This is a genomic window from Nocardia inohanensis NBRC 100128 (assembly GCF_001612945.1).
Lineage (GTDB): Bacteria > Actinomycetota > Actinomycetes > Mycobacteriales > Mycobacteriaceae > Nocardia > Nocardia inohanensis.
This window is the reverse complement of sequence record NZ_BDBK01000012.1, coordinates 42183-64427: the sequence shown is the minus strand read 5'-3', so window position 1 is coordinate 64427 and position 22245 is coordinate 42183. Positions and strand designations below refer to the sequence as shown.

Annotated in this window: 24 protein-coding genes; 20 read left to right on the top strand and 4 right to left on the bottom strand. The window is 66.7% G+C overall.

Translation table 11 applies throughout. The annotated features are described in order from the left end of the window. The first annotated feature begins 120 nt into the window (after window positions 1-120). The 5 genes from NI1_RS22925 (at window position 121) to NI1_RS22905 (ending at window position 3736) form a co-directional block, all read left to right on the top strand. Window positions 121-942, top strand: coding sequence for a thioesterase family protein (locus NI1_RS22925; protein WP_067824528.1), 822 nt, complete (start codon window positions 121-123; stop codon window positions 940-942). Between the two features lie 232 nt (window positions 943-1174). Further along, on the top strand, window positions 1175-1588 hold the full coding sequence (locus tag NI1_RS22920; protein WP_084523575.1) for an STAS domain-containing protein: 414 nt from the start codon (window positions 1175-1177) through the stop codon (window positions 1586-1588). Window positions 1589-1675: 87 nt separating this feature from the next. Beyond that, window positions 1676-2356 (top strand): PAS and ANTAR domain-containing protein, encoded by a 681-nt coding sequence (locus NI1_RS22915; RefSeq protein WP_067825245.1) that lies wholly within the window; start codon window positions 1676-1678, stop codon window positions 2354-2356. A gap of 146 nt (window positions 2357-2502) precedes the next feature. Further along, window positions 2503-2937 carry an ATP-binding protein gene (locus NI1_RS22910; protein ID WP_067824525.1) on the top strand — a complete coding sequence of 145 codons (435 nt, stop codon included), beginning with the start codon at window positions 2503-2505 and terminating at the stop codon, window positions 2935-2937. Continuing rightward, complete coding sequence (locus tag NI1_RS22905) at window positions 2924-3736, top strand: RNA polymerase sigma factor SigF (protein ID WP_067824523.1); 813 nt, start codon at window positions 2924-2926, stop codon at window positions 3734-3736. Before NI1_RS22910 ends, NI1_RS22905 begins: the two co-directional genes overlap by 14 nt. A gap of 5 nt (window positions 3737-3741) precedes the next feature. Here the strand turns inward: NI1_RS22905 and NI1_RS22900 are convergent, their stop codons facing one another. Next, window positions 3742-3951, bottom strand: coding sequence for a hypothetical protein (locus NI1_RS22900; protein ID WP_067824521.1), 210 nt, complete (start codon window positions 3949-3951; stop codon window positions 3742-3744). A gap of 35 nt (window positions 3952-3986) precedes the next feature. Next, a complete protein-coding gene (locus NI1_RS22895; protein ID WP_157535277.1) occupies window positions 3987-5114 on the bottom strand; it encodes a baeRF2 domain-containing protein in 1128 nt (375 codons plus the stop codon). A gap of 464 nt (window positions 5115-5578) precedes the next feature. On the opposite strand from NI1_RS22895, the gene NI1_RS22890 reads away from it, so the two are divergent. Then, window positions 5579-6937, top strand: coding sequence for a lipase family protein (locus NI1_RS22890; RefSeq protein ID WP_084523573.1), 1359 nt, complete (start codon window positions 5579-5581; stop codon window positions 6935-6937). Between the two features lie 58 nt (window positions 6938-6995). On the opposite strand, the gene NI1_RS22885 is transcribed toward NI1_RS22890, so the two are convergent. Continuing rightward, window positions 6996-8546 (bottom strand): acyl-CoA carboxylase subunit beta, encoded by a 1551-nt coding sequence (locus tag NI1_RS22885; protein ID WP_067824518.1) that lies wholly within the window; start codon window positions 8544-8546, stop codon window positions 6996-6998. 171 nt (window positions 8547-8717) lie between these two features. Between NI1_RS22885 and NI1_RS22880 the strand changes: the two genes are divergently transcribed. Then, on the top strand, window positions 8718-10097 hold the full coding sequence (locus NI1_RS22880; protein WP_157535276.1) for an ABC1 kinase family protein: 1380 nt from the start codon (window positions 8718-8720) through the stop codon (window positions 10095-10097). Between the two features lie 70 nt (window positions 10098-10167). Further along, entirely contained in the window at window positions 10168-10677 is a 510-nt protein-coding gene (locus tag NI1_RS22875) for a DUF4822 domain-containing protein (RefSeq protein WP_067824514.1), read from the top strand. 43 nt (window positions 10678-10720) lie between these two features. On the opposite strand, the gene NI1_RS22870 is transcribed toward NI1_RS22875, so the two are convergent. After that, the gene (locus NI1_RS22870; RefSeq protein ID WP_067824512.1) at window positions 10721-11344 is read right to left on the bottom strand and encodes a TetR/AcrR family transcriptional regulator; all 624 of its coding nucleotides are present in this window, start codon (window positions 11342-11344) and stop codon (window positions 10721-10723) included. Window positions 11345-11489: 145 nt separating this feature from the next. Between NI1_RS22870 and NI1_RS22865 the strand changes: the two genes are divergently transcribed. The 12 genes from NI1_RS22865 (at window position 11490) to NI1_RS22810 (ending at window position 22239) form a co-directional block, all read left to right on the top strand. Next, a complete protein-coding gene (locus NI1_RS22865; protein WP_067824511.1) occupies window positions 11490-12710 on the top strand; it encodes an alkane 1-monooxygenase in 1221 nt (406 codons plus the stop codon). Next, a complete protein-coding gene (locus NI1_RS22860; protein WP_067824510.1) occupies window positions 12710-12898 on the top strand; it encodes a rubredoxin in 189 nt (62 codons plus the stop codon). Before NI1_RS22865 ends, NI1_RS22860 begins: the two co-directional genes overlap by 1 nt. Further along, window positions 12891-13073, top strand: coding sequence for a rubredoxin (locus NI1_RS22855; protein ID WP_067824508.1), 183 nt, complete (start codon window positions 12891-12893; stop codon window positions 13071-13073). Before NI1_RS22860 ends, NI1_RS22855 begins: the two co-directional genes overlap by 8 nt. Then, window positions 13070-14344 carry an NAD(P)/FAD-dependent oxidoreductase gene (locus NI1_RS22850; RefSeq protein WP_067824505.1) on the top strand — a complete coding sequence of 425 codons (1275 nt, stop codon included), beginning with the start codon at window positions 13070-13072 and terminating at the stop codon, window positions 14342-14344. Before NI1_RS22855 ends, NI1_RS22850 begins: the two co-directional genes overlap by 4 nt. A gap of 275 nt (window positions 14345-14619) precedes the next feature. Then, window positions 14620-15450 (top strand): MlaE family ABC transporter permease, encoded by an 831-nt coding sequence (locus NI1_RS22845; RefSeq protein WP_084523572.1) that lies wholly within the window; start codon window positions 14620-14622, stop codon window positions 15448-15450. After that, window positions 15450-16319: an MlaE family ABC transporter permease gene (locus tag NI1_RS22840; protein ID WP_067824503.1), complete on the top strand. Its 870-nt coding sequence runs from the start codon at window positions 15450-15452 to the stop codon at window positions 16317-16319. The genes NI1_RS22845 and NI1_RS22840 overlap by 1 nt, the downstream gene beginning before the upstream one ends. Before the next feature lie 2 nt (window positions 16320-16321). Beyond that, entirely contained in the window at window positions 16322-17347 is a 1026-nt protein-coding gene (locus NI1_RS22835; protein WP_067824501.1) for an MlaD family protein, read from the top strand. Further along, a complete protein-coding gene (locus NI1_RS22830) occupies window positions 17344-18351 on the top strand; it encodes an MCE family protein (protein WP_067824500.1) in 1008 nt (335 codons plus the stop codon). The genes NI1_RS22835 and NI1_RS22830 overlap by 4 nt, the downstream gene beginning before the upstream one ends. Further along, window positions 18348-19361, top strand: coding sequence for an MlaD family protein (locus NI1_RS22825; RefSeq protein ID WP_067824498.1), 1014 nt, complete (start codon window positions 18348-18350; stop codon window positions 19359-19361). Before NI1_RS22830 ends, NI1_RS22825 begins: the two co-directional genes overlap by 4 nt. Next, window positions 19362-20282: an MCE family protein gene (locus tag NI1_RS22820; RefSeq protein ID WP_084523571.1), complete on the top strand. Its 921-nt coding sequence runs from the start codon at window positions 19362-19364 to the stop codon at window positions 20280-20282. After that, window positions 20279-21292 (top strand): MlaD family protein, encoded by a 1014-nt coding sequence (locus NI1_RS22815; RefSeq protein WP_067824494.1) that lies wholly within the window; start codon window positions 20279-20281, stop codon window positions 21290-21292. Before NI1_RS22820 ends, NI1_RS22815 begins: the two co-directional genes overlap by 4 nt. Beyond that, complete coding sequence (locus NI1_RS22810; RefSeq protein WP_067824492.1) at window positions 21289-22239, top strand: MlaD family protein; 951 nt, start codon at window positions 21289-21291, stop codon at window positions 22237-22239. The genes NI1_RS22815 and NI1_RS22810 overlap by 4 nt, the downstream gene beginning before the upstream one ends. Window positions 22240-22245: the final 6 nt, after the last annotated feature.

Here is a 22245-nt window from a genome sequence, read left to right as displayed (position 1 = left end):
GGGTGTGGGAAACGCCACCCGGCCCGGACGGGACCCGCTGTTGAAACGGGTTTCAGCGGTGTGTTAGCTCTGGGAACAGTGATTTCGATCAGCTGAACCGGACAGGAGCCGTACACCGCGATGGATGTGCCCGCGTATTTCGACGAGGTGGACGGTGGTTTCCAGCCGACCCGGTTCTCGGCCAGCCAATGGTCCGCCGCGCAGGTGGTCGGCCCCGCCCTCTGCGGGTTGATGGCCCGCGAACTCGAGCGCGCACACGCCACCGACGGTTTCGTGCCGGTCCGGCTGACCGTGGACATGTTCAGCGCCGCGCGTTTCGAGCACACCGTGCTGCCCACCGTGCGGGTGCGCGACGGCAAGCGGATCCGGGTCGCCGATGTCATCGTGGAGCAGAGCGGGAAGATTGCCGCCCGCGCTTCGGCGGTACTGCTGCGCCCCTCCGAACAGCCGCCGGGCACGCTGTGGCGGCGCGATCGGGAACCGCAGCCGCCGTCGGTGGAGCAGGCGCCGCCCTCGGCGCTGCCCCGGGTACCGCTGTTCGGCAGCGCCGGCGACTGGTCCCCGCTGCCCACCGAGCACCAGAACGACAGCCGGAAACGCACCTGGCAGAACCCGATTCGCGTGGTCACCGGCGAGGAGCTGTCACCGTTCGTGCGGGCCGCCATCGTCGGCGAAGCCACCAGCATGATGACCAACTGGGGCGATGCCGGGATCGGCTTCATCAATACCGATATGACCCTGGCCCTGGTCCGCATGCCCGAGGGCTACGAAATCGGCGTGGAGGCGGACAGTCACTTCAGCGAGCGGGGTCTCGCGGTAGGCACCGCCACCCTGTTCGACCGGCGCGGCTCCTTCGGCAGCGCCATGGTGACCTCGGTGTCCAACGCGGGCCGGCAGATCAGCAACGCGCAGTTGGATATCGCCGTGTCGGCGCGTATCTAGGGGTTTGCCGGCGCGCCGATTCGCGGAACCTTGTGACAGATCCCGCCGCGCATGACAGAATGTGAATCAGGTTGAGACTGCAGCCGCCCCGGTTCACGCCCGGGACCGCTCCCACTGGCGAGCGCGGTAGTGGTATCGCCTTCCGGCATATCGTCGACGCGCTGCTATTCTTCCGCCCTCGTAGGTGCGGTACCCATGCGCAGACCGGACATTCCCTCCCAGGAGGTTAGTCATGTCCGCAATTGCCGTTCTCCAGCGTGGCGTCGAAGACGACGCCGCCGCCTCAGGTACGAAACCCGATCGCCCCGACCATCATCCACCGTCGCGCCACGACTCGGCGCGTTCCCACGCCGTCGTGCGAGTGGAGGGTGAACTGGACGCCGCGGTGCTACCCGAATTCATCGAGGCACTGGAGCGGGCGGTGGCATCCGGTCCGTCTGCGGTGGTCGTCGACTTCCGTCAAACCAGCTTCCTCAGTATCGGCGGCGCCTCGGCACTGGCCGCGGCCAAGCAGTCCGCCGAAGCGGCCGGGGTGGATCTGCGAGTGGTGGCCTGCCGCCGGGAAATCGAGCGCGTGCTCGAGGTGACCGGCATGCGGCAGCTGTTCTTCTCCTACAGGTCCGTTCAGGCCGCATTGGAGGCATAGTTGCCGATGAAGGTCGGGTGGGACCGGGCCGGTTCCGGTCCCACCGATCCACTGCCGGAGCGCGGTTCCGGGGCGGATACTCGTGAGGTGACAACAGGTGGTGAGCTTTCGTCCCACGAAGCTCAGGCGATCGATCAAGTGATCGGCAGCGGACACGCCCAGCACGTCGGCAGTTTCCGCTTCTGGTTCGCCGACGAACGCTGGGAATGGTCCGACGAGGTAGCGCTCATGCACGGCTACGCACCCGGGACCGTGGAACCCACCACCGCACTGCTGCTCGAGCACAAGCATCCCGAAGATCGAGAGCAGGTGGCCACCTCGCTGGCCCGGGCGCTGGAGAACGGTGATCCGTTCTCCAGCCGGCATCGGATCTTCGATACGCGCGGCACTGTGCACCACGTGATCGTGGTGGGTGACCATATGGTTGACGAAAAAGACAACGTGGTCGGTACGACCGGCTACTACATCGATGTGACCGACACTCTCGCCGAACATCGGCAGGAGACCTTGGACGACACCCTGCCCGAGCTGTACCGGGCCCGCGCGGTGATCGAACAGGCCAAGGGCGCGCTCATGCTCGTCTACGGAATCAATGCCGAACAGGCATTCCGGGTGTTGACCTGGCGTTCGCAGGAGACCAACACCAAACTTCGCGTCCTGGCCGGGCAATTGGTAGCCGAGCTGACCGCCATGGGCGGCACCGCGGTCGAATTACGCACCCGCTTCGATCACCTGTTGCTGACGGTTCACCAGCGACTCGAGTCGTAGCCGGCCGAGAAACTTCCGGCGTGACGGGTTTCCCCGCCCCGGCGGGGGGTATCGCGGCGATAATGCGACGGACGAACGGATCAAACAACGGCCGGGCGCGGCGTATCTCGTCACGGTCGCTCGGCGACGGAGTAGCGGAGATACGCATGACGGAGTGGATTTCCCGGCCGGCCACCGACACCAGTACTGTCGGGCTTCGGGTACCAGCGGAGCTCGACCAATTGACCATGCTGCGGGCGCTTGCCGAAACCGTGGCGCTGATCGCCGATTTCGCGCTCGACGAGGTGACCGATATCCGGGTCGCGCTCGACGAGGTGGCCACCGCGCTCATCGTGGCGGCCGTGCCGGGCAGCTATGTCGCCTGCGATTTCGACTTCGACGAACAGCGCATGCAGGTGCGGGTCGGCGGCACCTGCACCGGCCCGGATGCCCTGGACGAGAACGGCTTCGGCTGGCATGTCCTCGACACCATCACCGAAGACCTGACCGCGCACCATCAGCCCTACGATCCGGCCTCCGGCGGGTACCCCACGGTTGTCGAATTCAGCCGTTTGCGAGGTAGCGCCGATGACGGATCATGAGCCGAAGCCGCGCGCGCCGGCGCGCTCCCGCAGCCGCGGCGACAGCTACGACAATATCGAACCGATGTTCAAGGAGCTGGCCGATATCGATCCGGCCGACCCGCAGCGAGAACGGGTGCGGGAGAAGCTGATCGGGCGCTGCATGCCGCTCGCCGACCATATCGCGCGCAAGTTCTCCGGGCGCGGGGAATCCTTCGACGACCTGCTCCAGGTGGCCCGGGTCGGGCTGGTCCAGGCGGTGGACCGGTTCGATGTCACGCGCGGTTCATCGTTCCTGTCCTTCGCGGTGCCCACCGTGATGGGCGAGGTGCGGCGGCACTTCCGCGACAACACCTGGGCGGTGCGGGTGCCGCGCCGTACCAAGGAGATCCAGCTCTCCATCGGCGGGGCCATCGATACCCTCTCGCAGCGGCTGGGCCGGCTGCCCAAGGCCCGGGAGATCGCCGCCGAACTCGAGGTGGACCTGGTCGAGGTGACCCAGGCGCTGATCGCCGGCAATGCCTATCAGCTGGCCTCCCTGGACGCGGTCGGGGGCGACGACAGCGAGAACACGCCGCTGTCGCTGATGGAGGTGCTCGGCGAGGTGGAGCCGCGCTACGACCGGGTGGACGAGTTCATGGCGGTCAAACCGCTCATCGGCGAACTGCCCGAACGCGAGCAGCAGATTCTGATCATGCGATTCTTCGAGGCCAAGACCCAGACCCAGATCGCCGACGAGCTCGGCATCTCGCAGATGCATGTGTCCCGCATCCTCGCCAAGACCCTGAGCTGGTTGCGCGAGGAGGCATTGCGGGACTGATCCGCTCACACCGGATTCGGCGGGGCGGGCGGCGGACTCGGAACGGGCGGAACGGGTTCCGGGCGCGGCTGCGGGGGAATCGGTTCCGGCTGCGGCTGGCCGGGAATCGGCTCGGGCTGCGGCAGCGGTGGTGTCGGCGGCGTCGGCGGGATCGGATTCGGCACCGGATGGGGTTGCGGGGCAATGGGTTCCGGTTCGGTGATGCGAACTGGCATGGCGTCCTCCTTCGGGCCGCGTTCGAATGCGGCGGTCAGTATTCGTGGAGCAGCGCGCCCACCCCGTCCGGCAGGGTCAGGCGGCCGGTGAGCGGCAGGATCTCACTGCCGCCCGCGAGCGCCGCGATCGGCAGCGCCTCGTCGGCGCGGCGGACCTCGGCGGGGCCGTCGAGATCGTGTGCGCTGGTCGCCACGTCGGTGTGGGCGGCGCCCCGCAACACCCGGCGGTCCTCGAGCGAGGCGCCGTCGATGAGCAGGCAGGACACCCGGACTTCGCGCAGCGCGGCGGTGGTTTCGGCAATGCCGCCGGTGGTGGGTCCGCCGAAGCGGCCGCGCTCGCGGCGATAGCGCTCCAGGACCGCGTCGCAATGGGTCTCCGCGGTCTCGGTGACGACCTTGCGGATCTGTTCGCGGACGGTTTCGGTCTCGCCGTCCACTTCGACCAGGCGGCGGTGCTCGCGATCCGGCGCGTCGCCGTCCACCGTGGTGCCCGCGCCCAAACGGATCTCGATCGCGGTGCGCAGCCCGGCCCGTATGGTCGGCTCGCCGCCGACCAAAATCAGCATGGCGTTCACCCGATCGGCGAGTTCCAGGACGCGCACTGCCACGATGTCGAGGGTGCGGCGGATGGCATCAGGTCCGCGATCGCGCATGGAGCGCTGCCCGCGCGCGCCGCGAGTGGGCAGCGGGGGCTGGCCGAGGCGGCCGGTCAGGTGGGCCACCGTATCGCCGTTGCGGTCCACACCGGACAGGCGCGCACCGGCGCGATCCACCAGGGCGGCGACGTGCGGGATCATGGGCGCGCGCTGCTCCAGCAGCGGCAGCAGGTTCGGCAGCGGCGAGACGCGAACGATATCGCGGGGCGGCGGGGCGGGCAGCTGCTCGTCGACCAGCACCGTGCGCTGATCGGCGATGAGTGCTCGCCCCGACCGTCCGGGCGCCGGCGGTCCCGCCGCCACCACGATCCCCAGCGCGCCGAGCTGCTGCTCGGAAGCGCCTGCCGCGCTGAGCTTTTCGCGAATCGAGCGATATCGGTGCTCCAGCTGCCGCTCGGTGTCCTCGGTATCCTGCGAGGTGTCGAAGTACACCGAGGCGAACGGGCCGGGCCGATCGATCAATTCCCGGAGACTTGTCCTGGCCACATTGGGCGGGTACCCCCGCATTTTCCGGGCAATCCTGCAAATCTCTTCCGGCACGGAGTTTTCCACTCGGTGTGCTCCAGCGAACCGGACATTCGGACTGGTCGTTCGGGCGAAAATTCGGGGGTTCGGCGGCCGACACCCGTGAAAAACCACCCCGTGGCGATCTGCGCGCCCCGGCGCGGGCGGCCGGAGCGTTCGGCTCGATCCGAATCCCGGTCGGGTACGGTGGTCGGCAAATACGTGGCATCCGGGTCGACGCGGGCCGGAGCGGCCACGGTACCGCGAGGCCGAGGCCGGGTTCGCGGCGTCGCCGCGCGGCAATCGGCACGGACCGGTCTCGATGTGGCTTCGAACCGACCACTACCGGGTGTCGCGCCGGGGCGCCCGATTAGGCTCGGGTGCGCTCGGGATGAGGGGGACGTCCAACCGTCGATCTTGTTGGGGGTGCTGTGCTTCGATGGCTGCGAATTCTCGCCGCTGCCTTGATGTTCGGGTGTATCGCGGCGCAGGCGCAGGCACAGCCGGTCGATACCGGGGGCGGACAGCAACCGCCGGGATCGCCGAATCCGCCCGCGCTCGATCTGCCCGGCTTACAGCAGTGGATCGACCGGCTGGTGCCCGCGCCGCCGCTGCTGCCCGCCTCGCAATTGCCCCTGGTGGCGGCCGGTGGGCTGGCGCCGGACCTGGCGGCGTTCCGGGCCGCGACCATGCCCGCCGCCATCGGTGACTGGTTCGTCGACGACTGGCCGGAAGGGCTGGACGAGCTGGCGCCCGGCGATGTGGTGGCGTGGCGGGATGTGACCGCGACGGCCGCGCCGACGCTGCTCACGCCGGTGCAGCAGGTGCTGCAATTGAAGTACCGGACCACCGATTCGCACCAGCTGGCCTCGTATGCCGTTGCGACGCTGGTGCTTCCGATCGGGCAGTGGGAGGGCCCGGGCACGCGCCCGGTGGTGCTGAACAATCTGCCGATCAATGCGCTCGGGCGGGACTGCAATCCCAGCTACACGCTCTCGCACGGCTTCAACAGCAAGACGAACCTGGCGGAGTATCTGCTGCCCACCACGCAGCTGGCGGTGCTGCGCGGGTACGCGGTGCTGATCGTGGATCACGAGGGGCCGCGGATGGCCTACGCCGAACCGTACGTGGCGGGGCACGCGATCCTGGACGGGATCCGGGCGGTGCGCAATCAGCTGCCGATCCAGTTGGGGGAGAGCCGATTCGGCATGATCGGGTACTCGGGCGGGGCCATCGCCACACACGGGGCGGTCAAGCTGATGAACGAGTACGCGCCCGAACTCGCCGATGTGGTGGTGGGGGCGGCGCTGGGCGGGGTGCCCGCGGATTTCGAGATCCTCTCGCGCAGCATGAACGCCAACCTGGCGTCGGGGGTGTTCATGGCGGCGACCTTCGCCATCGGCCGGGAGCGACCCGAAATCCTGTCCCGCATGAACCATCTGGCGCAATGGGCGGCGGTGTCGGCGCTGAAGGACCTGTGCATGTCCTCGTACTCGTGGCCGGGCTTGCTGCAACTGCCCATGGACATCGCCGCGAACTTCCCCGACCCGCTGCGCAGTTCGCTGGCGGAGGAGATCTATCAGCTCAGCCGCATCGAGGGCCGGAAATCGGCTGTGCCGCTGTACATCTACAACGGCGAGCAGGAGTTCTGGGTGCCGGCGGAGGGGGCGAAGAAGCTCTATGCCGAGCAGTGCTCGCTCGGTGCGACGGCGATCTATCGCAGCGTGTTCGGTGAGCACATCATCGCGGCTTTCACCGGCTACCCGGATTCGCTCTCCTGGCTGGATCAGCGACTTCAGGGCGTGCCCGCACCCAACGAATGCTGAACGGCCGGTTCGGGATTCGCGGGACGAGAGCTTGCGCGCCCGTCCCGCGAGATCCCTATTACATCGGGTAGAGGTTGTGCTTGCGCGGGTTCGGCTTGCGCACCGCGCCCTTGTCGCGCAGCAACCGCAGCGCCTTGCGGATCTCGAGGCGGGTGGCCGACGGCTCGATGACAGCGTCGATGTATCCGCGCTCGGCGGCCGTCCACGGGGTGGCGACGGTGGCATTGTAAAAGTCGATCATGTTCTGCCGCACCGCCTCTCGCTGCTCCGGCGGGGTCGCCTCCAGCTGGCGCTTGCCGACGATCGGGATCATGGACTCCGCGCCCATCACCGCGAGCCGGGCGGTCGGCCAGGCCAGGGCGATATCCGCACCGAGTTGCTTGCAGCCCATCACCGCGTAGCCGCCGCCGTAGGCCTTACGGGTCACGATGGTCACGATCGGCACGGTGGCCTCGATGAGCGCGCGGAACATGCGCCCGCCGCGCTTGATCACGTGATTGCGTTCCTCGTCCACGCCCGGCAACACGCCCGGGGTATCGACCACATAGACCAGCGGGATATGGAACGCGTCGCAGATGCGGATGAAGTGCGCGGCCTTGTCCGAGCAGGCCGCGTCCAGCGCGCCGCCCAGCACCAGCGGCTGGTTGGCGACCACGCCGACCGGCAGGCCGTCCACCCGCGCGAAGCCGGTGATCAGGTTCGCGGAGGTCTTCTCGCCCATCTCGTGGAAGGTGCCGTCGTCGAAGATGCGCAGCAGCACTTCGTGCATGTCGTAGCCGGTCTTGTCGGCGTCGGGCATGAGCCGGTCGAGTTCGCGGTCGGTGTCGGTGATCTCGGGTTCCAGGCCGGGATTCACCACCGGCGGCTGCTCCAGGCAGCTCGACGGCAGGAAGCTCAGGTAGTCGCGCACCCAGTCGAAGGCGGCCTGCTCGGTCTTGGCGACGTGATGCACGGTGCCGTTCTGTTCCAGCGCCCGCGCGCCGCCCAGCTCCTCGGCGGTGACCACCGAACCGGTGACGGCCTTGATGACCTCCGGGCCGGTCACGAACATGTAGGAGTCCTCGGTGGCGACCAGGACGTCCATATTGATGGGTCCGTACACCGAGCCGGCCGCGCACTTGCCGAGCATGACCGCGACCATCGGCACATAGCCGGAGAGGTCCTCTTGCAGCCGGCACATATTGGCGTACCAGGCCAGGGAGGTGACGCCGTCCTGGATGCGCGCGCCGCCGGAGTCGTTGATGCAGATCACCGGGCACGCGTTGTTGTACGCGAATTCCATGACGAGTTGCACGCGCCGGCCGAAGGTCTCGCTGACCGAGCCGCCGTACACGGTCGGATCGTGGGAGATGACCACGACCGGGCGGCCGTCGATGGTGCCGCGACCGGTGACCACGCCGTCGCCGTAGTAGGCGTTGGAATTGCCGGGCTGGCGCATGAGCGCGCCCATTTCGACGAAGCTGCCCGGGTCCAGCAGCATGCGCACCCGTTCTCGGGCGCTGGGGATGCCTTTGGCTAGCCGCTTCTGGATGCCTTTTTCGCCGGTGGGTTCTTCGGCGATCTCCAGGAGCTTGCGCAGTTCCGCCAGCTTTTCCGCTGTACCCGTCATTACTTAGGTCTTGCCTTTCGCCTTCATCAGGGGAGCCGAGCACGGCCCTGCCGAGCCGGATCACGGCCCGACCATGCACGGTACCTGGTGGGCCCGCGCCGAAACCACCGAACTCCTGGGTAACGTGGCCGCGAGCGGCTGCGCAGCCCGGGCAGCGATACACTGCGCCCCGTGAGCTCACCGACGACCGAACGGGCGAATACGCCCGAGGTGATCCGGCCCGACCTGGATACATTCGGCTTCTCCGAATGGAAGCGAACCGCGATCGTCGGTTTCGTGCTGGGCGGCTCCGTCACCGGGAACGTGCTGCGTCACGGCCTGCGCCCGTCCAAGCGTAAGCGCGCGGTGGCCGACGGCGTGGTGAACGGTTTCGAAACCCTCGGGCCGATGTTCGTCAAGCTCGGCCAGTTGATCGCGTCCTCGCCGGGTGCTTTCCCGCGCGATCTCGCCGATGCCTGCCTGCGCTGCCTCGACGATATGCAGCCGTTCCCGTCCGCCGATGCCCGGGCCATCATCGAGGCCGATCTCGGTAAGCCGATCTCCGAGCTCTTCCTCGAATTCGACGACGAACCGCTCTCGGCCGCCTCGATCGCCCAGGTGCACGCCTGCGTGCTGCGCGACGGCCGGCCCGCCGTGGTCAAGGTGCAGCGCCCCGAAATCGGCCGCCGCATGATCGTCGACCTGCGCGCCGCCATGCGCCTGGCCCGCACCCTCGAGAAGCGCTCCGAGAACGCTCGGGTCGCCAATACCCAAGCGGTAGTGCGTGACCTGTACGAGGCGACCGTCGCCGAACTCAACTTCCTCATCGAAGCCGACAACCAGTCCCGCGCCCGCGAGAACCTGGCGGCCTTCGGCGACAACACCAATGTGGCCATCCCCGAGGTGTATTGGGACTACACGGCCCCCCGCGTGCTGTGCATGGAGCGCATGCGCGGTATGCCCCTGGACCGCTTCGACGATATCCGCGAATCCCACCCCGACTCCGAACTGCTGATCCGCCGCCTGGTCAAGGCATGGATGGAATCGGTTGCCGTGCACGGTCTCTTCCACGGCGACGTGCACGCCGGCAACCTCTGGCTCCTGGACGACGGCCGCGTGGCCATGCTCGACTTCGGCATCGTCGGCCGCATGGAAACCGAATGGCGGGAGTTCGTCCGCGCCCTCTTCTACGCCAGCGCCATCGACAACGACTTCCGCCCTGTAGCAAGGGCTTTGCGCAAGCTGGATCTGGTCTCCGACGACAGCGGCGACGACGCCACCATCGGCCGTCAGCTCGCCGTGGCCCTCGGCCCCGTCCTCTCCGGCAGCCTCGACAAACTCGACCTCGGCGTGGTCTCCGCCCGCCTCCTCGAATTCGGCAAGCGCCGCGGCGCTTCCGGCCCCCAGCAACTCATCCTCATGGGCAAACAACTCGGCTACTTCGAGCGCTACGCGGTAGCCCTGGCCCCCGGCTGGAAACTCGGCCGAGACCTGTTCCTCTTCCGCAATATCTTCCCCACCGAAGTAGCGGAAAAGCTCGCCGAAACCGCCACCCGAATCCCCGCCGACTAGCGGCATCTACCGCTCGAGCGGCTCGGCGCGGTGTTCGGATATGGGATGCCGGGGCTGGTAGGACTGGGGTATGAACAAGATCGCGCCCTTTGTCGCGGCCCTTGTCGCGACCGGCCTGCTCGCTGCTTGCAGCAGTAATGACAGCTCTACGTCGGATTCCACCACCACTGTTGTCTCCTCCGGGGTGGTACGGCCGGGGTCGCCGTCGGCGATCCTGTCGGCCACCGCCTGGGAGACGACCGGTGGGAAGAACGTTCAGGGAGAAGCGGTTCCGCTCACCGATCCGAATGTTCAGAACTATGTCGGCTTTGCCTACTTCAAGCCGGATGGCACGTTCACCATGTACAACCTCGATGATTCGCCGAAGATGCACGGGGATTGGTCGGTGACGCCCGATGGGAAGACCCGGGTCATCGTGGCCAAGAACGATGCGGGGGTGGAGCAGTTCCGGCGGGAGAGTCCGATCGTGACGCTTACCGATAAAGAGTTCACCTATCGGGTCTATCCGGATGGGGCGAATACCGCCGTGTACTACGACATCGTTCACACGCCTACTTCGCACGCCGAGCCGGCGAAGTAGCCTCCCGCTGCGGGGGGATCGGGGGGCTACGAGTGTCGGTGCTTTACGCTGCCGGCGGAGTATGGAGGGCGGGGGCCAGGACGCCTCGGATGACCGTTTCGATTTGATCGACTGCTCGTTCGATCGGTCCGATGGGCTGGAAGAGATGGCTCAGGGCAAGTCGCACAAGGGTTTCCGACACTGCCTCCAGTTGCAAGTCGGTGACGGCGGCGAAGCCGTATTGGGCGCGCAGTGCCACCACCACCGCGTCGATCGCTCGGCCGAGGACTGGTTCGGGCTCGGTCATCAGCACCGGTAGCAGTGTGGTGTCGGCGCCGGTGCGGCCGGCCAGCACGGCTTTGATCAACGTGTTGTCGGCGCCGGTGCGCAGCGTGTAGTCGACCGCTGCGATCATTCCCGCCGCCGCGTCGGTGGGATGCGCCGCGAGCGTTTCGCCGATCCCGATCAGGAACATGTCCAGTTCCTGGCGGATCACGACCTCGGCCAGGTCGTGCTTGTTCGCAAACTCCTTGTACATGACCGGGCGGCTCACGCCGACCTCCTTGGCGAGGCGGGACATGTTCACCGCGCCCCAGCCTTCGGTGATCACGACCCGTCGCGCGTTGTCGATGATGCGTTCGCGCAGCAACTGACGCATTTCGGTCTGGAAGTTCGGCGTGTCGGCCACGTCGAGTCGGTCTGGAAGTTCGGCGTGTCGGCCACGTCGAGATCGTACATGAGCTGCCCATTCGTCTCGTCCGTTGACATTCTCTGGACAAGTGTATCTACTGGATACACTTCGACAAGAAGTGTAAACGTTCAGGAGATCGACAATGACGACGTCTCGAATCGAGGAGTCGCGCGCACTACCGCAGTGGCGTGACCGCAAGCGCTACCTCTGGCTGTTCGGCCTGGTGCCCCCGACCGCGATATTCCTCGCCGCCGCGCTGGTGTGGGCGTTCAACCAATTCGCTTGGAGCGCACCGCTGGCCTCGGCCTGGTGGTGGATCGGCCCGCTGCTGGTCTATGTGCTGCTGCCGCTGCTGGATCGGTTCTTCGGCCCGGACGGCCAGAACCCGCCGGACGAGGTGATGGAGTATCTGGAGAACGACAAGTACTACCGGTACTGCACCTACGTCTACATTCCGTTCCAGCTGCTCAGCCTGGTGTTCGCGAGCTACCTGTGGACCGCGGGCGAGCTGTCCTGGCTCGGCATCGACGGCGGTCTGAGTCTGGTCTCCAAGATCGGCTTGGCGCTCAGCATCGGCGTGATGGGCGGCGTCGGCATCAATACCGCGCACGAACTTGGCCACAAGAAGGACGAATTGGAGCGCTGGCTGTCGAAGATCACCCTGGCCCAGACGTTCTACGGGCACTTCTACATCGAGCACAATCGCGGCCATCACGTGCGGGTGGCGACGCCGGAGGATCCGGCCAGCGCGCGGTTCGCGGAGACCTTCTGGAGTTTTCTGCCGCGCAGCGTCTGGGGCAGTCTGCGCAGCTCGTGGGAGCTGGAGGCCAAGCGCCTGGAGCGACTCGGCAAGCGACCCTGGACGATTCGCAATGATGTGCTCAATGCCTGGCTGATGTCGGTGGTGCTGTGGGGCGTACTCGCGGCGGTCTTCGGTCAGGCGGTGCTGCCGTTCCTGGTACTGCAAGCGGTTTACGGCTTCTCACTGCTGGAGACGGTGAACTATCTCGAGCACTACGGCCTGCTGCGGCAGAAGACGGCGAGCGGCCGCTATGAGCGCTGCACGCCGGAGCACAGCTGGAACTCCGATCACATCGTGACGAACATCTTCCTGTACCACCTACAGCGGCACAGCGATCATCACGCGAATCCGACGCGTCGGTATCAGACGCTGCGGAGTATGGACGGCGCGCCGAATCTGCCGAGCGGCTACGCCTCCATGATCGGCCTGGCATACCTTCCGCCACTCTGGCGCAGGGTGATGGACCACCGGGTGCTGGAGCATTACCGCGGCGATATCACCCGGGTGAACATCCAGCCCCGCAAGCGTGACCGTGTGCTGGCGCAGTACGGAGCCCGCTGATGTCGATCTACCGCTGTCCCGTCTGCGATTACACCTACGACGAGGCGAAAGGCGCACCCCGCGAAGGTTTCCCGCCCGGCACGCCCTGGTCCGCGGTCCCCGACGACTGGTGCTGCCCCGACTGCGGCGTCCGCGAAAAACTCGACTTCGAACCCACCACCGCCAACACAGGACATCCCCATGACTGACTACAAACTCTTCCGCTGTCTGCAATGCGGCTTCGAATACGACGAGGAACTGGGCTGGCCCGAGGACGGCATCGCCCCCGGCACCCGCTGGGCCGACATTCCCGAGGACTGGTCCTGCCCCGATTGCGGCGCGGCCAAGATCGACTTCGAAATGGTCGAGGTCAGCCGCGCGTGAGCGGGCGCATCGTCATCGTCGGCGCGGGCGTAGCGGGGGCGACGGCCGCCCGCACCCTGCGCACCGAGGGCTACACCGGTGAGATAGTCCTGCTCGGCGCCGAACCCGGCCTGCCCTATCGCCGCCCGATGGTGTCGAAGGAGCTCCTCGCCGGCACCGCCACCGCCGGCCGAATGCTGTTGCAGACGGCGGACTTCTGGCACGCGCACGGGGTGGAGGTGCGCGCGGGGACGGCCGTCGAGCGCATCGATGCGGCGGCGTCCCGGGTAGCGCTGTCGGATGGTGGTGGGATGGCGTACGACAGCCTGCTGATCGCTACCGGTGCGCGGCCGCGCACACTCTCGCTCCTGAACCGCGCTCAGCCCGAATTCGCCACTGCGCCATCGCCGTTCGGCGTACGCGGGGAACAGGGCACATCCGGTGTCGTGTGCACGCTGCGCAGCGCGGCCGACGCGACGGCCTTGCGAGCCGCGCTCCATGCGGACGCGTCCCTGCTGATCGTCGGCGCGGGCCTGATCGGCTGCGAGGTCGCCGCCACCGCTCGCGCGCTCGGTGCACGGGTGACGGTGCTGGATGCGGCGGCGCGGCCGCTGGACCGGGTCGCGCCCGCGTTGGTGGGTGAGTTCTACCGGAACCTGCACCTGCGCAATGGCGTCGAGCTGCATTCCGATGTGGTTCTCACCGGCTTCACCGAGCATCCGCAGGTGGACCGCGGCCATGCCGCGGCGGTGACCAGCGCGGACGGGCGCACCTGGGCGGCTGATCTGGCACTGGTGGCCATCGGTTCGACGCCGGACACCGCGCTGGCCGAGGCCGCGGGGCTCGATGTTTCGGACGGTATCCGGGTGGACGAGGACTTCCGTACCTCGGTTCCGGGGATTTTCGCCGCGGGTGATGTGGCGGCGCGGTTCGATCCGGAACTGGGGGTGCACCAGCGCGAAGAGCATTGGAACAGTGCGCAGGCGCAGGGCGCGGCGGCGGCGCGGTCCATGCTCGGGCTGGCTGCCGGGCCGGTCGAGGTGCCGTGGGGGTGGTCCATGCAGTACGGGGTGAATTTGCAGTTCGCGGGGCGGGTGCGGGCGAAAGACGAACTGCTGCTGCGGGGTTCGGTGGGGGATGGGAAGTTCATGGTGCTGGCGGTGCGGGCGGGGCGTGTGGCGGGGGCGGTGGCGGTCGGCTGTCCGGGTGAGTTCCGGGCGGCGCGGGAGATGATCGCCGCGCGTAGTGCGCCGGCGGCGGGGGACGTCCCTCTGGGACAGCTGGTGAGCTAACCCCTCGCAATAACTGAAATGCCGCCGAATCAGACGCTTGGTTCGGCGGCATTGCTATTTGCTGAACCATTGCCGAAATGCCTTGTTATGCAGGCTGAAACGCGCTGAGCTGCGCATCTTCCAATACAACGCCCCCGTAGGTCAACCCCAGCAACAAAATTCGTGAAGACTGACACGTCAGTCCGAAATGTGTATTACTGTCTCGGCCAGTCGGTACCGGCGAATCGAACGCGCCGGTCGGCATCGACCACAGTGGGGACGTGGGGTGGTAGACATTGGTCGACAAGGTCATTCGGGGGCCGGAGCCGTACGTACGGCCTGCCGTCGAGTTCGTGCTCTCGGGGCTGCGGACATTCGGGCGAACGCTGCAACTGGCGGTGGCGGCCTTCCGCTACCTGGTGCTCGACATCGTCCGGCTGCGGCATCCGTGGCGTGAGACGCTACAACAGGGCTGGTTCATCGTCAGCGTTACCGCGATTCCCGCTGTGCTGGTTGCGGTTCCGTTCGGCGTCATCGTCGCGGTGCAGGTCGGCAGCCTGACCCAGCAGGTCGGTGCGAGCTCGGTCTCGGGCGCGGCGGGCGGGCTGGGCGTGATCCGGCAGGGCGCGCCCATGGTGACCGCGCTGCTGCTGGGCGGTGCCGCCGGTTCGGCCATCGCCTCGGATCTGGGCGCGCGCACCATCCGCGATGAGGTGGATGCCTTGCGCACCATGGGAATCGACCCGATCCGCCGTCTCGTCGCGCCGCGCCTGGCGGCCATGATCGCGCTCACGCCGCTGCTCTGCATGCTGATAATCTTCATGGGCGTCTTCACCGGTTATGTGATCGCGGTCGGCTTCCAGGGCGTCACGCCCGGCAGCTACCTGAGCGCCTTCGCCGCCTTCGCGAAAATGAGCGACCTGGTGGTGGCCATCGTGAAATCGATCATCTTCGGGGTGATCGTGCTGGTCGTCTCGTGCCAGCGCGGTTTGGAGGCCACCTCGGGCCCGAAGGGCGTCGCCAATGCCGTGAACGCGGCCGTGGTGATCGGCGTGATCGCCGCCTTCGGCGTGAATCTGGTTGTCACCCAGCTGGTTTCGATGTTCATACCGACACAGGTGGGCTGATGACTCAAGTACCTGCCCGCTATCAACCCCTCGGCGCGGTCGGCCAGCTGGCCGGCAAAGCCGTGCAGGCGCCGGCCGGGGTGTTCGAATCCCTGGGCCACCAGGCGACTTTCGTCTACGAGGTACTGGCCGCCATCCCGCACACGCTGCGGGTGTATCGCCGCCAGACCATGCTCATCCTCTCCGACATCACCTGGGGTTCCGGGGCGATCATCGTCGGCGGCGGCACCGTGGCGGTGCTGGCCTTCCTCGGTATCGCGGTCGGCGGCTCCATCGGCGTGGAGGGTTTCACCGCGCTGAACATGGTCGGCATGGGCCCGCTCACCGGCTTCGTCTCGGCCTACGCCAATACCCGCGAGATGGCTCCCATGGTGGCCGCCATCGGCTTCGCGGCACAGGCGGGTTGCCGGATGACGGCCGAGATCGGGGCCATGCGCATCTCCGAGGAGATCGACGCCCTGGAGGCGATCGGCCTGCGGCCCATGCCTTTCGTGGTGACCACCCGCGTCATCGCCGGTGTGATCACCATCGTGCCGCTGCACCTGCTCACGCTCATCCTGTCGTACCTGTCGTGCGCGACGGTGGTGAACGTGCTGCACGGGCAGTCGTCCGGCACCTACTACCACTATTTCGACGCCTTCCTGCAACCGAGCGACGTGGTCGCCTCGTTGATCAAGGCGACGATCTTCGTGGTCGCAATCATTCTCATCCACGGCTACCAGGGGTTTTACGCCAGCGGCGGTCCGGAGGGTGTGGGCCGGGCCTCCGGTCGCGCCATCCGCGCCAGCCTGGTGCTGGTGGTCATCCTGGACATGATCCTGACGATCGTGATCTGGGGCCTGGATGTCGGCATCCGGATCTCGGGGTAGTCATGGCGGTATTCAAGGATCATTCCGGCCGCGCGGCCGGACCGTGGGCGCTGCGATTGCGCGGAGTGGTCATCGCCGTGGTCCTCGTGACGGTGACGCTGGTCGTGAGCTCCTATGCCAAGGGCGGTTTCGCGGACCGGTTCCAGCTCACCATCGACGCGGCCACCCTCGGTGAAGGGTTGGCGCCGGGCGCGGAGGTGAAGTTCCGCGGTTACGCGGTCGGCACCGTGCGCGAGGTGGAGACCGTCGGCTACGGGCATCAGCGCATCAAGGTGGAGATCGAGCGCGGTCAGGCGGCCGCGCTCACCGACGATGTGACCGCGCGCTTCACCTCGTCGAACGTATTCGGTTCCAGCGCTGTCGAATTGGTGGCGGGCACCAGCACCGGGCAGCTGAAGGAGCACAGCATTCTCAGCATCGGCGAGAACGCCACCAATGCGACGGTGGCGGGGGTGTTCCGGCGGGCGGCCAAGCTCACCCAGGTGCTCGACTCGGACACCGTGCGCCGGCTGATCGATCTCATGCTCGACAATGCGAGCACCATCGGCCCGGTGCTGCGATCGTTCTTCGAGACCGCGCGCATGCTGGCCGACGGTCAGCAGGCCCCGCTCGCGCACTATCTGGAGATCGGCGCGGATATGACGGGCGCGTTCCGCGATCTCACCCCGTCGGCCGGGCACGCCGTGCTCGCCGTGCTCGAACAGAGCGCCTACTTCGGCGAGACCGAGAACCGGGCGCGCACCAACAAGGCCACAGAAGGCGTCGATGTGGCGGTGCTGCAAGGGATTTCGAATCTCTTGCAGACAAACAACCCGAACCTGAAGCCGGTGCTGTCGGGCGTGCTGGATCTGGCGGTGCCCGTCGCGATATCGATCGGCACGGTCGCTCCGGCCTACAACCGGGTGCCGAACCTGCTGCGCGCCATGAACGAAGCCTTCCCGGTGTTGGACGGCCACGTTCAGCTGCAAGTGGAGCTCATCGCGAAAAACATGCCGTACCTGGCCGATTCGCTCGGGGGTGGGAAATGAACGAGGTCGGCAAGTCGGCCGTCAAACTGACGGTGTTCCTGCTCATCGTGGCCGCCTGCTCGGTGTTCATCGTGACCGCGCTGCGCACCCCGATCCCGGGGGAGAAGGTCACCTACGATGCCGTGTTCACCGATGTCTCGGGCCTGTTCGCCGGTGATTCGGTGCGCATGTCCGGGGTCGCGGTGGGCAAGGTCGAGACCGTCGAGCTGGACGGCACCCGCGCCCGCGTGCACTTCACGGTGGATGAGGCGCGCCCCATCTACGAGAAGACCAAAGCCGCTGTGCGCTATCAGAATCTGATCGGCCAGCGCTATGTGGAGCTGCTCACCGAGGGCGACGCGGGTCCGAAACTGAAGGTGGGATCGACCATTCCGGTGGAGCGCACCATCGCCAGCTTCGATGTGTCCAAGCTGTTCAACGGATTCAAACCGCTGTTCGAAACCTTGGATCCGGCCCAGCTCAACCAGTTCGGCGACAACCTGCTTCGCGTCATCCAAGGTGACGGCTCCGGCATCGGCCCGGTGCTGGCCGATCTGGACAAGCTCACCAAGCAGGCCCGCAACAGTGAAGCGGTGATCGTGCTGCTGGTGCGCAACCTGGGCCTGGTCTCGGAATCCATCGGCGGAAAATCGCAGGCGGTGGGGGATCTGGTGCAGCAGCTGGCGGGGATCCTGCGCCAGTTCACCAGCAAGGAACAGACCATGCTCAACGCCGTCGACAGGGCCAATTCCGTACTGGGACCGCTGATTCCGGTGCTGGAGGAGGCCCGCGACGCCTACGACATCGCCTACGGCCCGATGGACAGTTTCATCCGCCGGCTGGTGCCCGCGACGAACCAGCTCACCGATCTGCTCGCCATCGCTCCGCAGGTGGTCACCGGCCTCAATGACGCGGTGCCCGGCGAAGGCGTGAAACCCCGCATCACCTGCACGAACGGTGAAGCCGCCCTGCCCGCCGTAGTGGGCGCGGTGCTCTCGACCCAGGACCTGGTGATTTGCAAATGAAGGGTTTGATCACCTACTTCGGCGAGCTGATTCGGGAACTGCTGGCCGGTCGCGGCGACCAGCCTCGTCAATTGCGCTGGGGCATAGCGGGTGTCGCGATCTGCGGCGTTCTGCTGCTGGCGGCGGGCGCGCTGTACGTGATCCCGTTCGGGCAGCGCACCTACATCGCCGACTTCAAGATCTCCGGTGGCGCGCGCTCCGGTGACGAGGTGCGGGTGGCCGGGATCAATGTCGGCAAGATCCGGGCGGTGGAACTGGTCGGCGACCATGTGGAGGTCAGCTTCACCGTGAACAGCGAGGTGAAGGTGGGTGAGCTGTCCGCCGTCGAGGTCAAGATGCTGACGCCGATCGGCGGTCACTATCTGGCGCTGGCGCCGGCGGGGGATAAAGCGCTGGGCGGCAAGCATATTCCGCCCGAACGCACCGCCACGCCGTTCGAGCTCAGCGATATCCTCGACAAGGGCACGCCGATCTTCAGCCAGGTGGATGCCACCACCATGCGCTCCACCATCGGCGAGCTGAACCGGGCCCTGGCCTCGCAGCCGGACGCGCTGCGCGGCGTGCTCACCAATGCCAACGAGCTGACCGGCCTGCTCGCCGACCGCACCCGCCAGCTCGACGGGGCGCTCCAGGTGTCGGACGAGTACATCGCCGCGATCGCCGACGACAAGGCGGTGCTGGCCGATTTCGTCAAACAGCTGGGCGAGGTCGCCGACAAGCTCGGCAACCGCAAGGACGATATCGTCGGGCTGTTCAACCTGGTGAAACGGCTGCTCATCGTGTTGCACCGGCCGATCATGGTCTACGGCGACAGCATCGAGCCCACCGTCACCCAGTTCGAGCAGCTGTTCTCGAAGGTGTTCGAGGACCCGAACCGGCTCGACATCGTGATCAACGGGCTGCGCGATGTGATCACGAAACTCAACGGCGTACTGGGCACCAAGGTCGCGGTGGCGAATCCGGCCGCGGGCGTTCAGGTGTGCATTCCCTACGAAGGCAAGGCGTGCTGAATGAGTTGGGGTAGACCAGCACTCGTAGCCGCGGCCGCGGTCGTCGCGATGGCGACCGTCGCCGGCGGGGTGACATGGGCGAATACGGCACGCGACGCGAAACAGAGCGTATGCGCCGAATTCGCCGACACCGTAGGGCTTTACGAGGGCAACAGTGTGACCATGCTCGGTGTCGAGGTCGGCACCGTGTCCAAGATCGAGGCGCAGGGCGACCGCATGAAGGTCACCATGAGCGTCGGGCCGAAGGTGAAACTGCCCGCCGATATCCAGGCGGTCACCATGTCGAGCTCCATCGTGACCGACCGGCATGTGGAGCTGACCAAGCCGTACACCGGTGGGGACCGGTTCGACACCGGCAAATGTATTCCCCTGGACCACACCAAGACTCCGATCGGCATCAGTCAGGCCCTGGACGCCATGGGCAAGATCGCGGGTGATCTGACCGGCGGGACGACCGGACAGGACGCCCTGCTCAACGAGACCCTGACCGCCGCCGACAAGGCCATCGACGGCACCGGGCAGCAATTCAATCAACTGCTGCAACGACTTTCGGCGATCGTGGGCGATCCGGATCAGAAGGATGTGGTGTTCCGGCGATTGGTCGAGAACCTCGACACCCTCACCACCATGTTCGTGACCAACTGGCCGGATATGGCGCAGGTGCTCGATAATCTGCGCGCCGGACTCCAACTCATCGGCGACTTCTCCACCGAATTCGCCGGGGCCGTGGATATCGCGGTCGAGCTGCTGCCGGTGCTGGCGCGCAATGTGGCCAAGTACGACTCGCAGGTGTATCAGTTCCTGGACCTGTACCTGCCGGTGGCGCACAACTTCGTGCAGGAGCATCAGGGCGATATCGCCTCGCTGCTGGCGGTGTTGCCGCCGCTGGCCGCACAGCTGCCGAAGGCGGGGGATAGATGAGGCACCAACGTCTGGCCCTGCGCCTGTTGCCCGCGCTCACCGCGGTGACCCTGCTGGTCAGCGGGTGCGGGGTGAAGGCCACCGACATTCCGATCCCGGGCACCTATCCCAGCGGTGACACCTTCACCGTGCGTATCGAATTCGGGTCGGTGCTGAACCTGCCCGATCGCGCCAAGGTGATCGCCGACGGCGTCGAGGTCGGCATGCTCGATCACATCGAGCTGATCGGCAGCACCGCGATCGCCACCGTGCAGATCAAGAGCGACGCCAAACTGCCCAAGACCACCACCGCGGAACTGCGGCAGAGCACCATCCTCGGCGATATCCACATCGCATTGGAAGCGCCGAAGAACTCCGACACCGGGTTCCTGCGCAACGGTGATGTGATCCCGGTGTCGCAGACCGTGCCCGCCACCAATGTGGAGGACATTCTGCGCGCGCTGTCCAACATCATCACCGGCGGTCGCTGGAGCGATATGCAGCAGCTCATCACCGATGTGAACGCGGCCTTCCCGGCCGATCCGGCCGAGCTGGACCGGATCAACCGGGCGGGCCGGGCGGCGCTGGCCGATATGGCCGGGCACACCGCCGAGCTGGACAGCATTCTCGCTTCGGCACAACAGATCTCATCGAAGCTGGAGTCCGGGCGGGGTTCGGTCGACACCATCCTCACCGCCGGGCCGGCACGCGCGGCGGGTCTGTCGGATGTGCTGTTGAACGTGGTCAAGCTGATCATCAGCGGCGGCGGGCTGGCCGGGAACGCCGGTGACCTGCTGCTGCCGCACGTGGGCGACTTCCACTCCATCGTGCAGGTGCTCGCGCCGACCGCGCTGACCGTCGCCTACTCCGATATCACCCTGCGCGAGAACACCGACACCTTCTACACGCTGTTGCGCGAGAAGCTGATTCCGTTCCTGAACTCGCCCGATGTGCGGGTGCGCGGCGTCGCCACCGACGTGCAGGCCGATCAGGTCGTCACCACACTGCGTTCCATCGGGATGGTGCCATGAAACTCTCACTCTCCGGGCCGGTCTCGCTGATCCTGCTCATGGTGCTCACCCTGGTGTGCGGCAGCTATATGGCCGTGGGCGTGCTGAACCTGGATCCGCGGCGCGACCTGAACACGGTGACCATCCTGATCGATTCCTCGGGCGGGTTGATGAAGACCTCCGAGGTGACGCTGCGCGGGCTGCCGATCGGCAAGGTGCGCGAGATCGGCGCCACGACAAAGGGTTTGGCGGTACGGGTCGAGTACGACGCCAAGTACCGGATTCCGGTGGACAGCGTGGTGCAGATCGCCAACCTGTCGGCGGCGGGGGAGCAGTTCCTGGACTTCCGGCCGAGCGGGACCGCCGGGCCGTTCCTGCACGACGGCAGTATCGTGCCGCAGCGGCAGGTGAAGATCGCCACCACCGTCGGTGACGCGCTCGCCAAGCTGGATGCCCTTACCGCGCAACTGGATCCGAGCCGGATCCAGCATCTGGCCACCACGGTCGCGGCCGGATTCGAGGGCCGGGACGCGGATGTGGCGAACCTGACCAGGGCGCTGACCGGGACCGCGAATCTGTTGCGGGACAAGCGCGAAGCCATCGCGCGGCTGTACTCGAACCTACAGACCCTCGGCGACCGGTTCGACGGGCGCGCGCCGACGCTGAGCGCGGCGGCGGGGGATATCGACAATGCGCTGCCGGAGCTGCTGCACATCATCGGCGCGTTCCAGAACTACTCGTATGTCGGCGAGAACATCTTCGACGATCCGCTGGGGCCGCTGGTCACCCGGATCGACTCGTATCTGCAATTGCTCGGCCCCGACCTGGGTTTCATCGCCACCGCGTTGCAGCCCGCGACCGTCGCCGTCAAACCGCTGCGCGTGGACGCCGGATCGATCGTGGATCTGCTGGCCACGGTGTTCCCCGGCGACGGCGCGGCGCATATCGGCATCAACGTTCCTCGATAGAGAGCA

Bases quoted from the DNA above. Each gene is read 5' to 3' on its own strand.
- NI1_RS22925 (WP_067824528.1), top strand. From the start codon at position 121: ATGGATGTGCCCGCGTATTTCGACGAGGTGGACGGTGGTTTCCAGCCG.
- NI1_RS22920 (WP_084523575.1), top strand. From the start codon at position 1,175: ATGTCCGCAATTGCCGTTCTCCAGCGTGGCGTCGAAGACGACGCCGCC.
- NI1_RS22910 (WP_067824525.1), top strand. From the start codon at position 2,503: ATGACGGAGTGGATTTCCCGGCCGGCCACCGACACCAGTACTGTCGGG.
- NI1_RS22905 (WP_067824523.1), top strand. From the start codon at position 2,924: ATGACGGATCATGAGCCGAAGCCGCGCGCGCCGGCGCGCTCCCGCAGC.
- NI1_RS22900 (WP_067824521.1), bottom strand. From the start codon at position 3,951: ATGCCAGTTCGCATCACCGAACCGGAACCCATTGCCCCGCAACCCCAT.
- NI1_RS22895 (WP_157535277.1), bottom strand. From the start codon at position 5,114: ATGCGGGGGTACCCGCCCAATGTGGCCAGGACAAGTCTCCGGGAATTG.
- NI1_RS22890 (WP_084523573.1), top strand. From the start codon at position 5,579: ATGTTCGGGTGTATCGCGGCGCAGGCGCAGGCACAGCCGGTCGATACC.
- NI1_RS22885 (WP_067824518.1), bottom strand. From the start codon at position 8,546: ATGACGGGTACAGCGGAAAAGCTGGCGGAACTGCGCAAGCTCCTGGAG.
- NI1_RS22875 (WP_067824514.1), top strand. From the start codon at position 10,168: ATGAACAAGATCGCGCCCTTTGTCGCGGCCCTTGTCGCGACCGGCCTG.
- NI1_RS22865 (WP_067824511.1), top strand. From the start codon at position 11,490: ATGACGACGTCTCGAATCGAGGAGTCGCGCGCACTACCGCAGTGGCGT.
- NI1_RS22860 (WP_067824510.1), top strand. From the start codon at position 12,710: ATGTCGATCTACCGCTGTCCCGTCTGCGATTACACCTACGACGAGGCG.
- NI1_RS22855 (WP_067824508.1), top strand. From the start codon at position 12,891: ATGACTGACTACAAACTCTTCCGCTGTCTGCAATGCGGCTTCGAATAC.
- NI1_RS22840 (WP_067824503.1), top strand. From the start codon at position 15,450: ATGACTCAAGTACCTGCCCGCTATCAACCCCTCGGCGCGGTCGGCCAG.
- NI1_RS22835 (WP_067824501.1), top strand. From the start codon at position 16,322: ATGGCGGTATTCAAGGATCATTCCGGCCGCGCGGCCGGACCGTGGGCG.
- NI1_RS22830 (WP_067824500.1), top strand. From the start codon at position 17,344: ATGAACGAGGTCGGCAAGTCGGCCGTCAAACTGACGGTGTTCCTGCTC.
- NI1_RS22825 (WP_067824498.1), top strand. From the start codon at position 18,348: ATGAAGGGTTTGATCACCTACTTCGGCGAGCTGATTCGGGAACTGCTG.
- NI1_RS22820 (WP_084523571.1), top strand. From the start codon at position 19,362: ATGAGTTGGGGTAGACCAGCACTCGTAGCCGCGGCCGCGGTCGTCGCG.
- NI1_RS22815 (WP_067824494.1), top strand. From the start codon at position 20,279: ATGAGGCACCAACGTCTGGCCCTGCGCCTGTTGCCCGCGCTCACCGCG.
- NI1_RS22810 (WP_067824492.1), top strand. From the start codon at position 21,289: ATGAAACTCTCACTCTCCGGGCCGGTCTCGCTGATCCTGCTCATGGTG.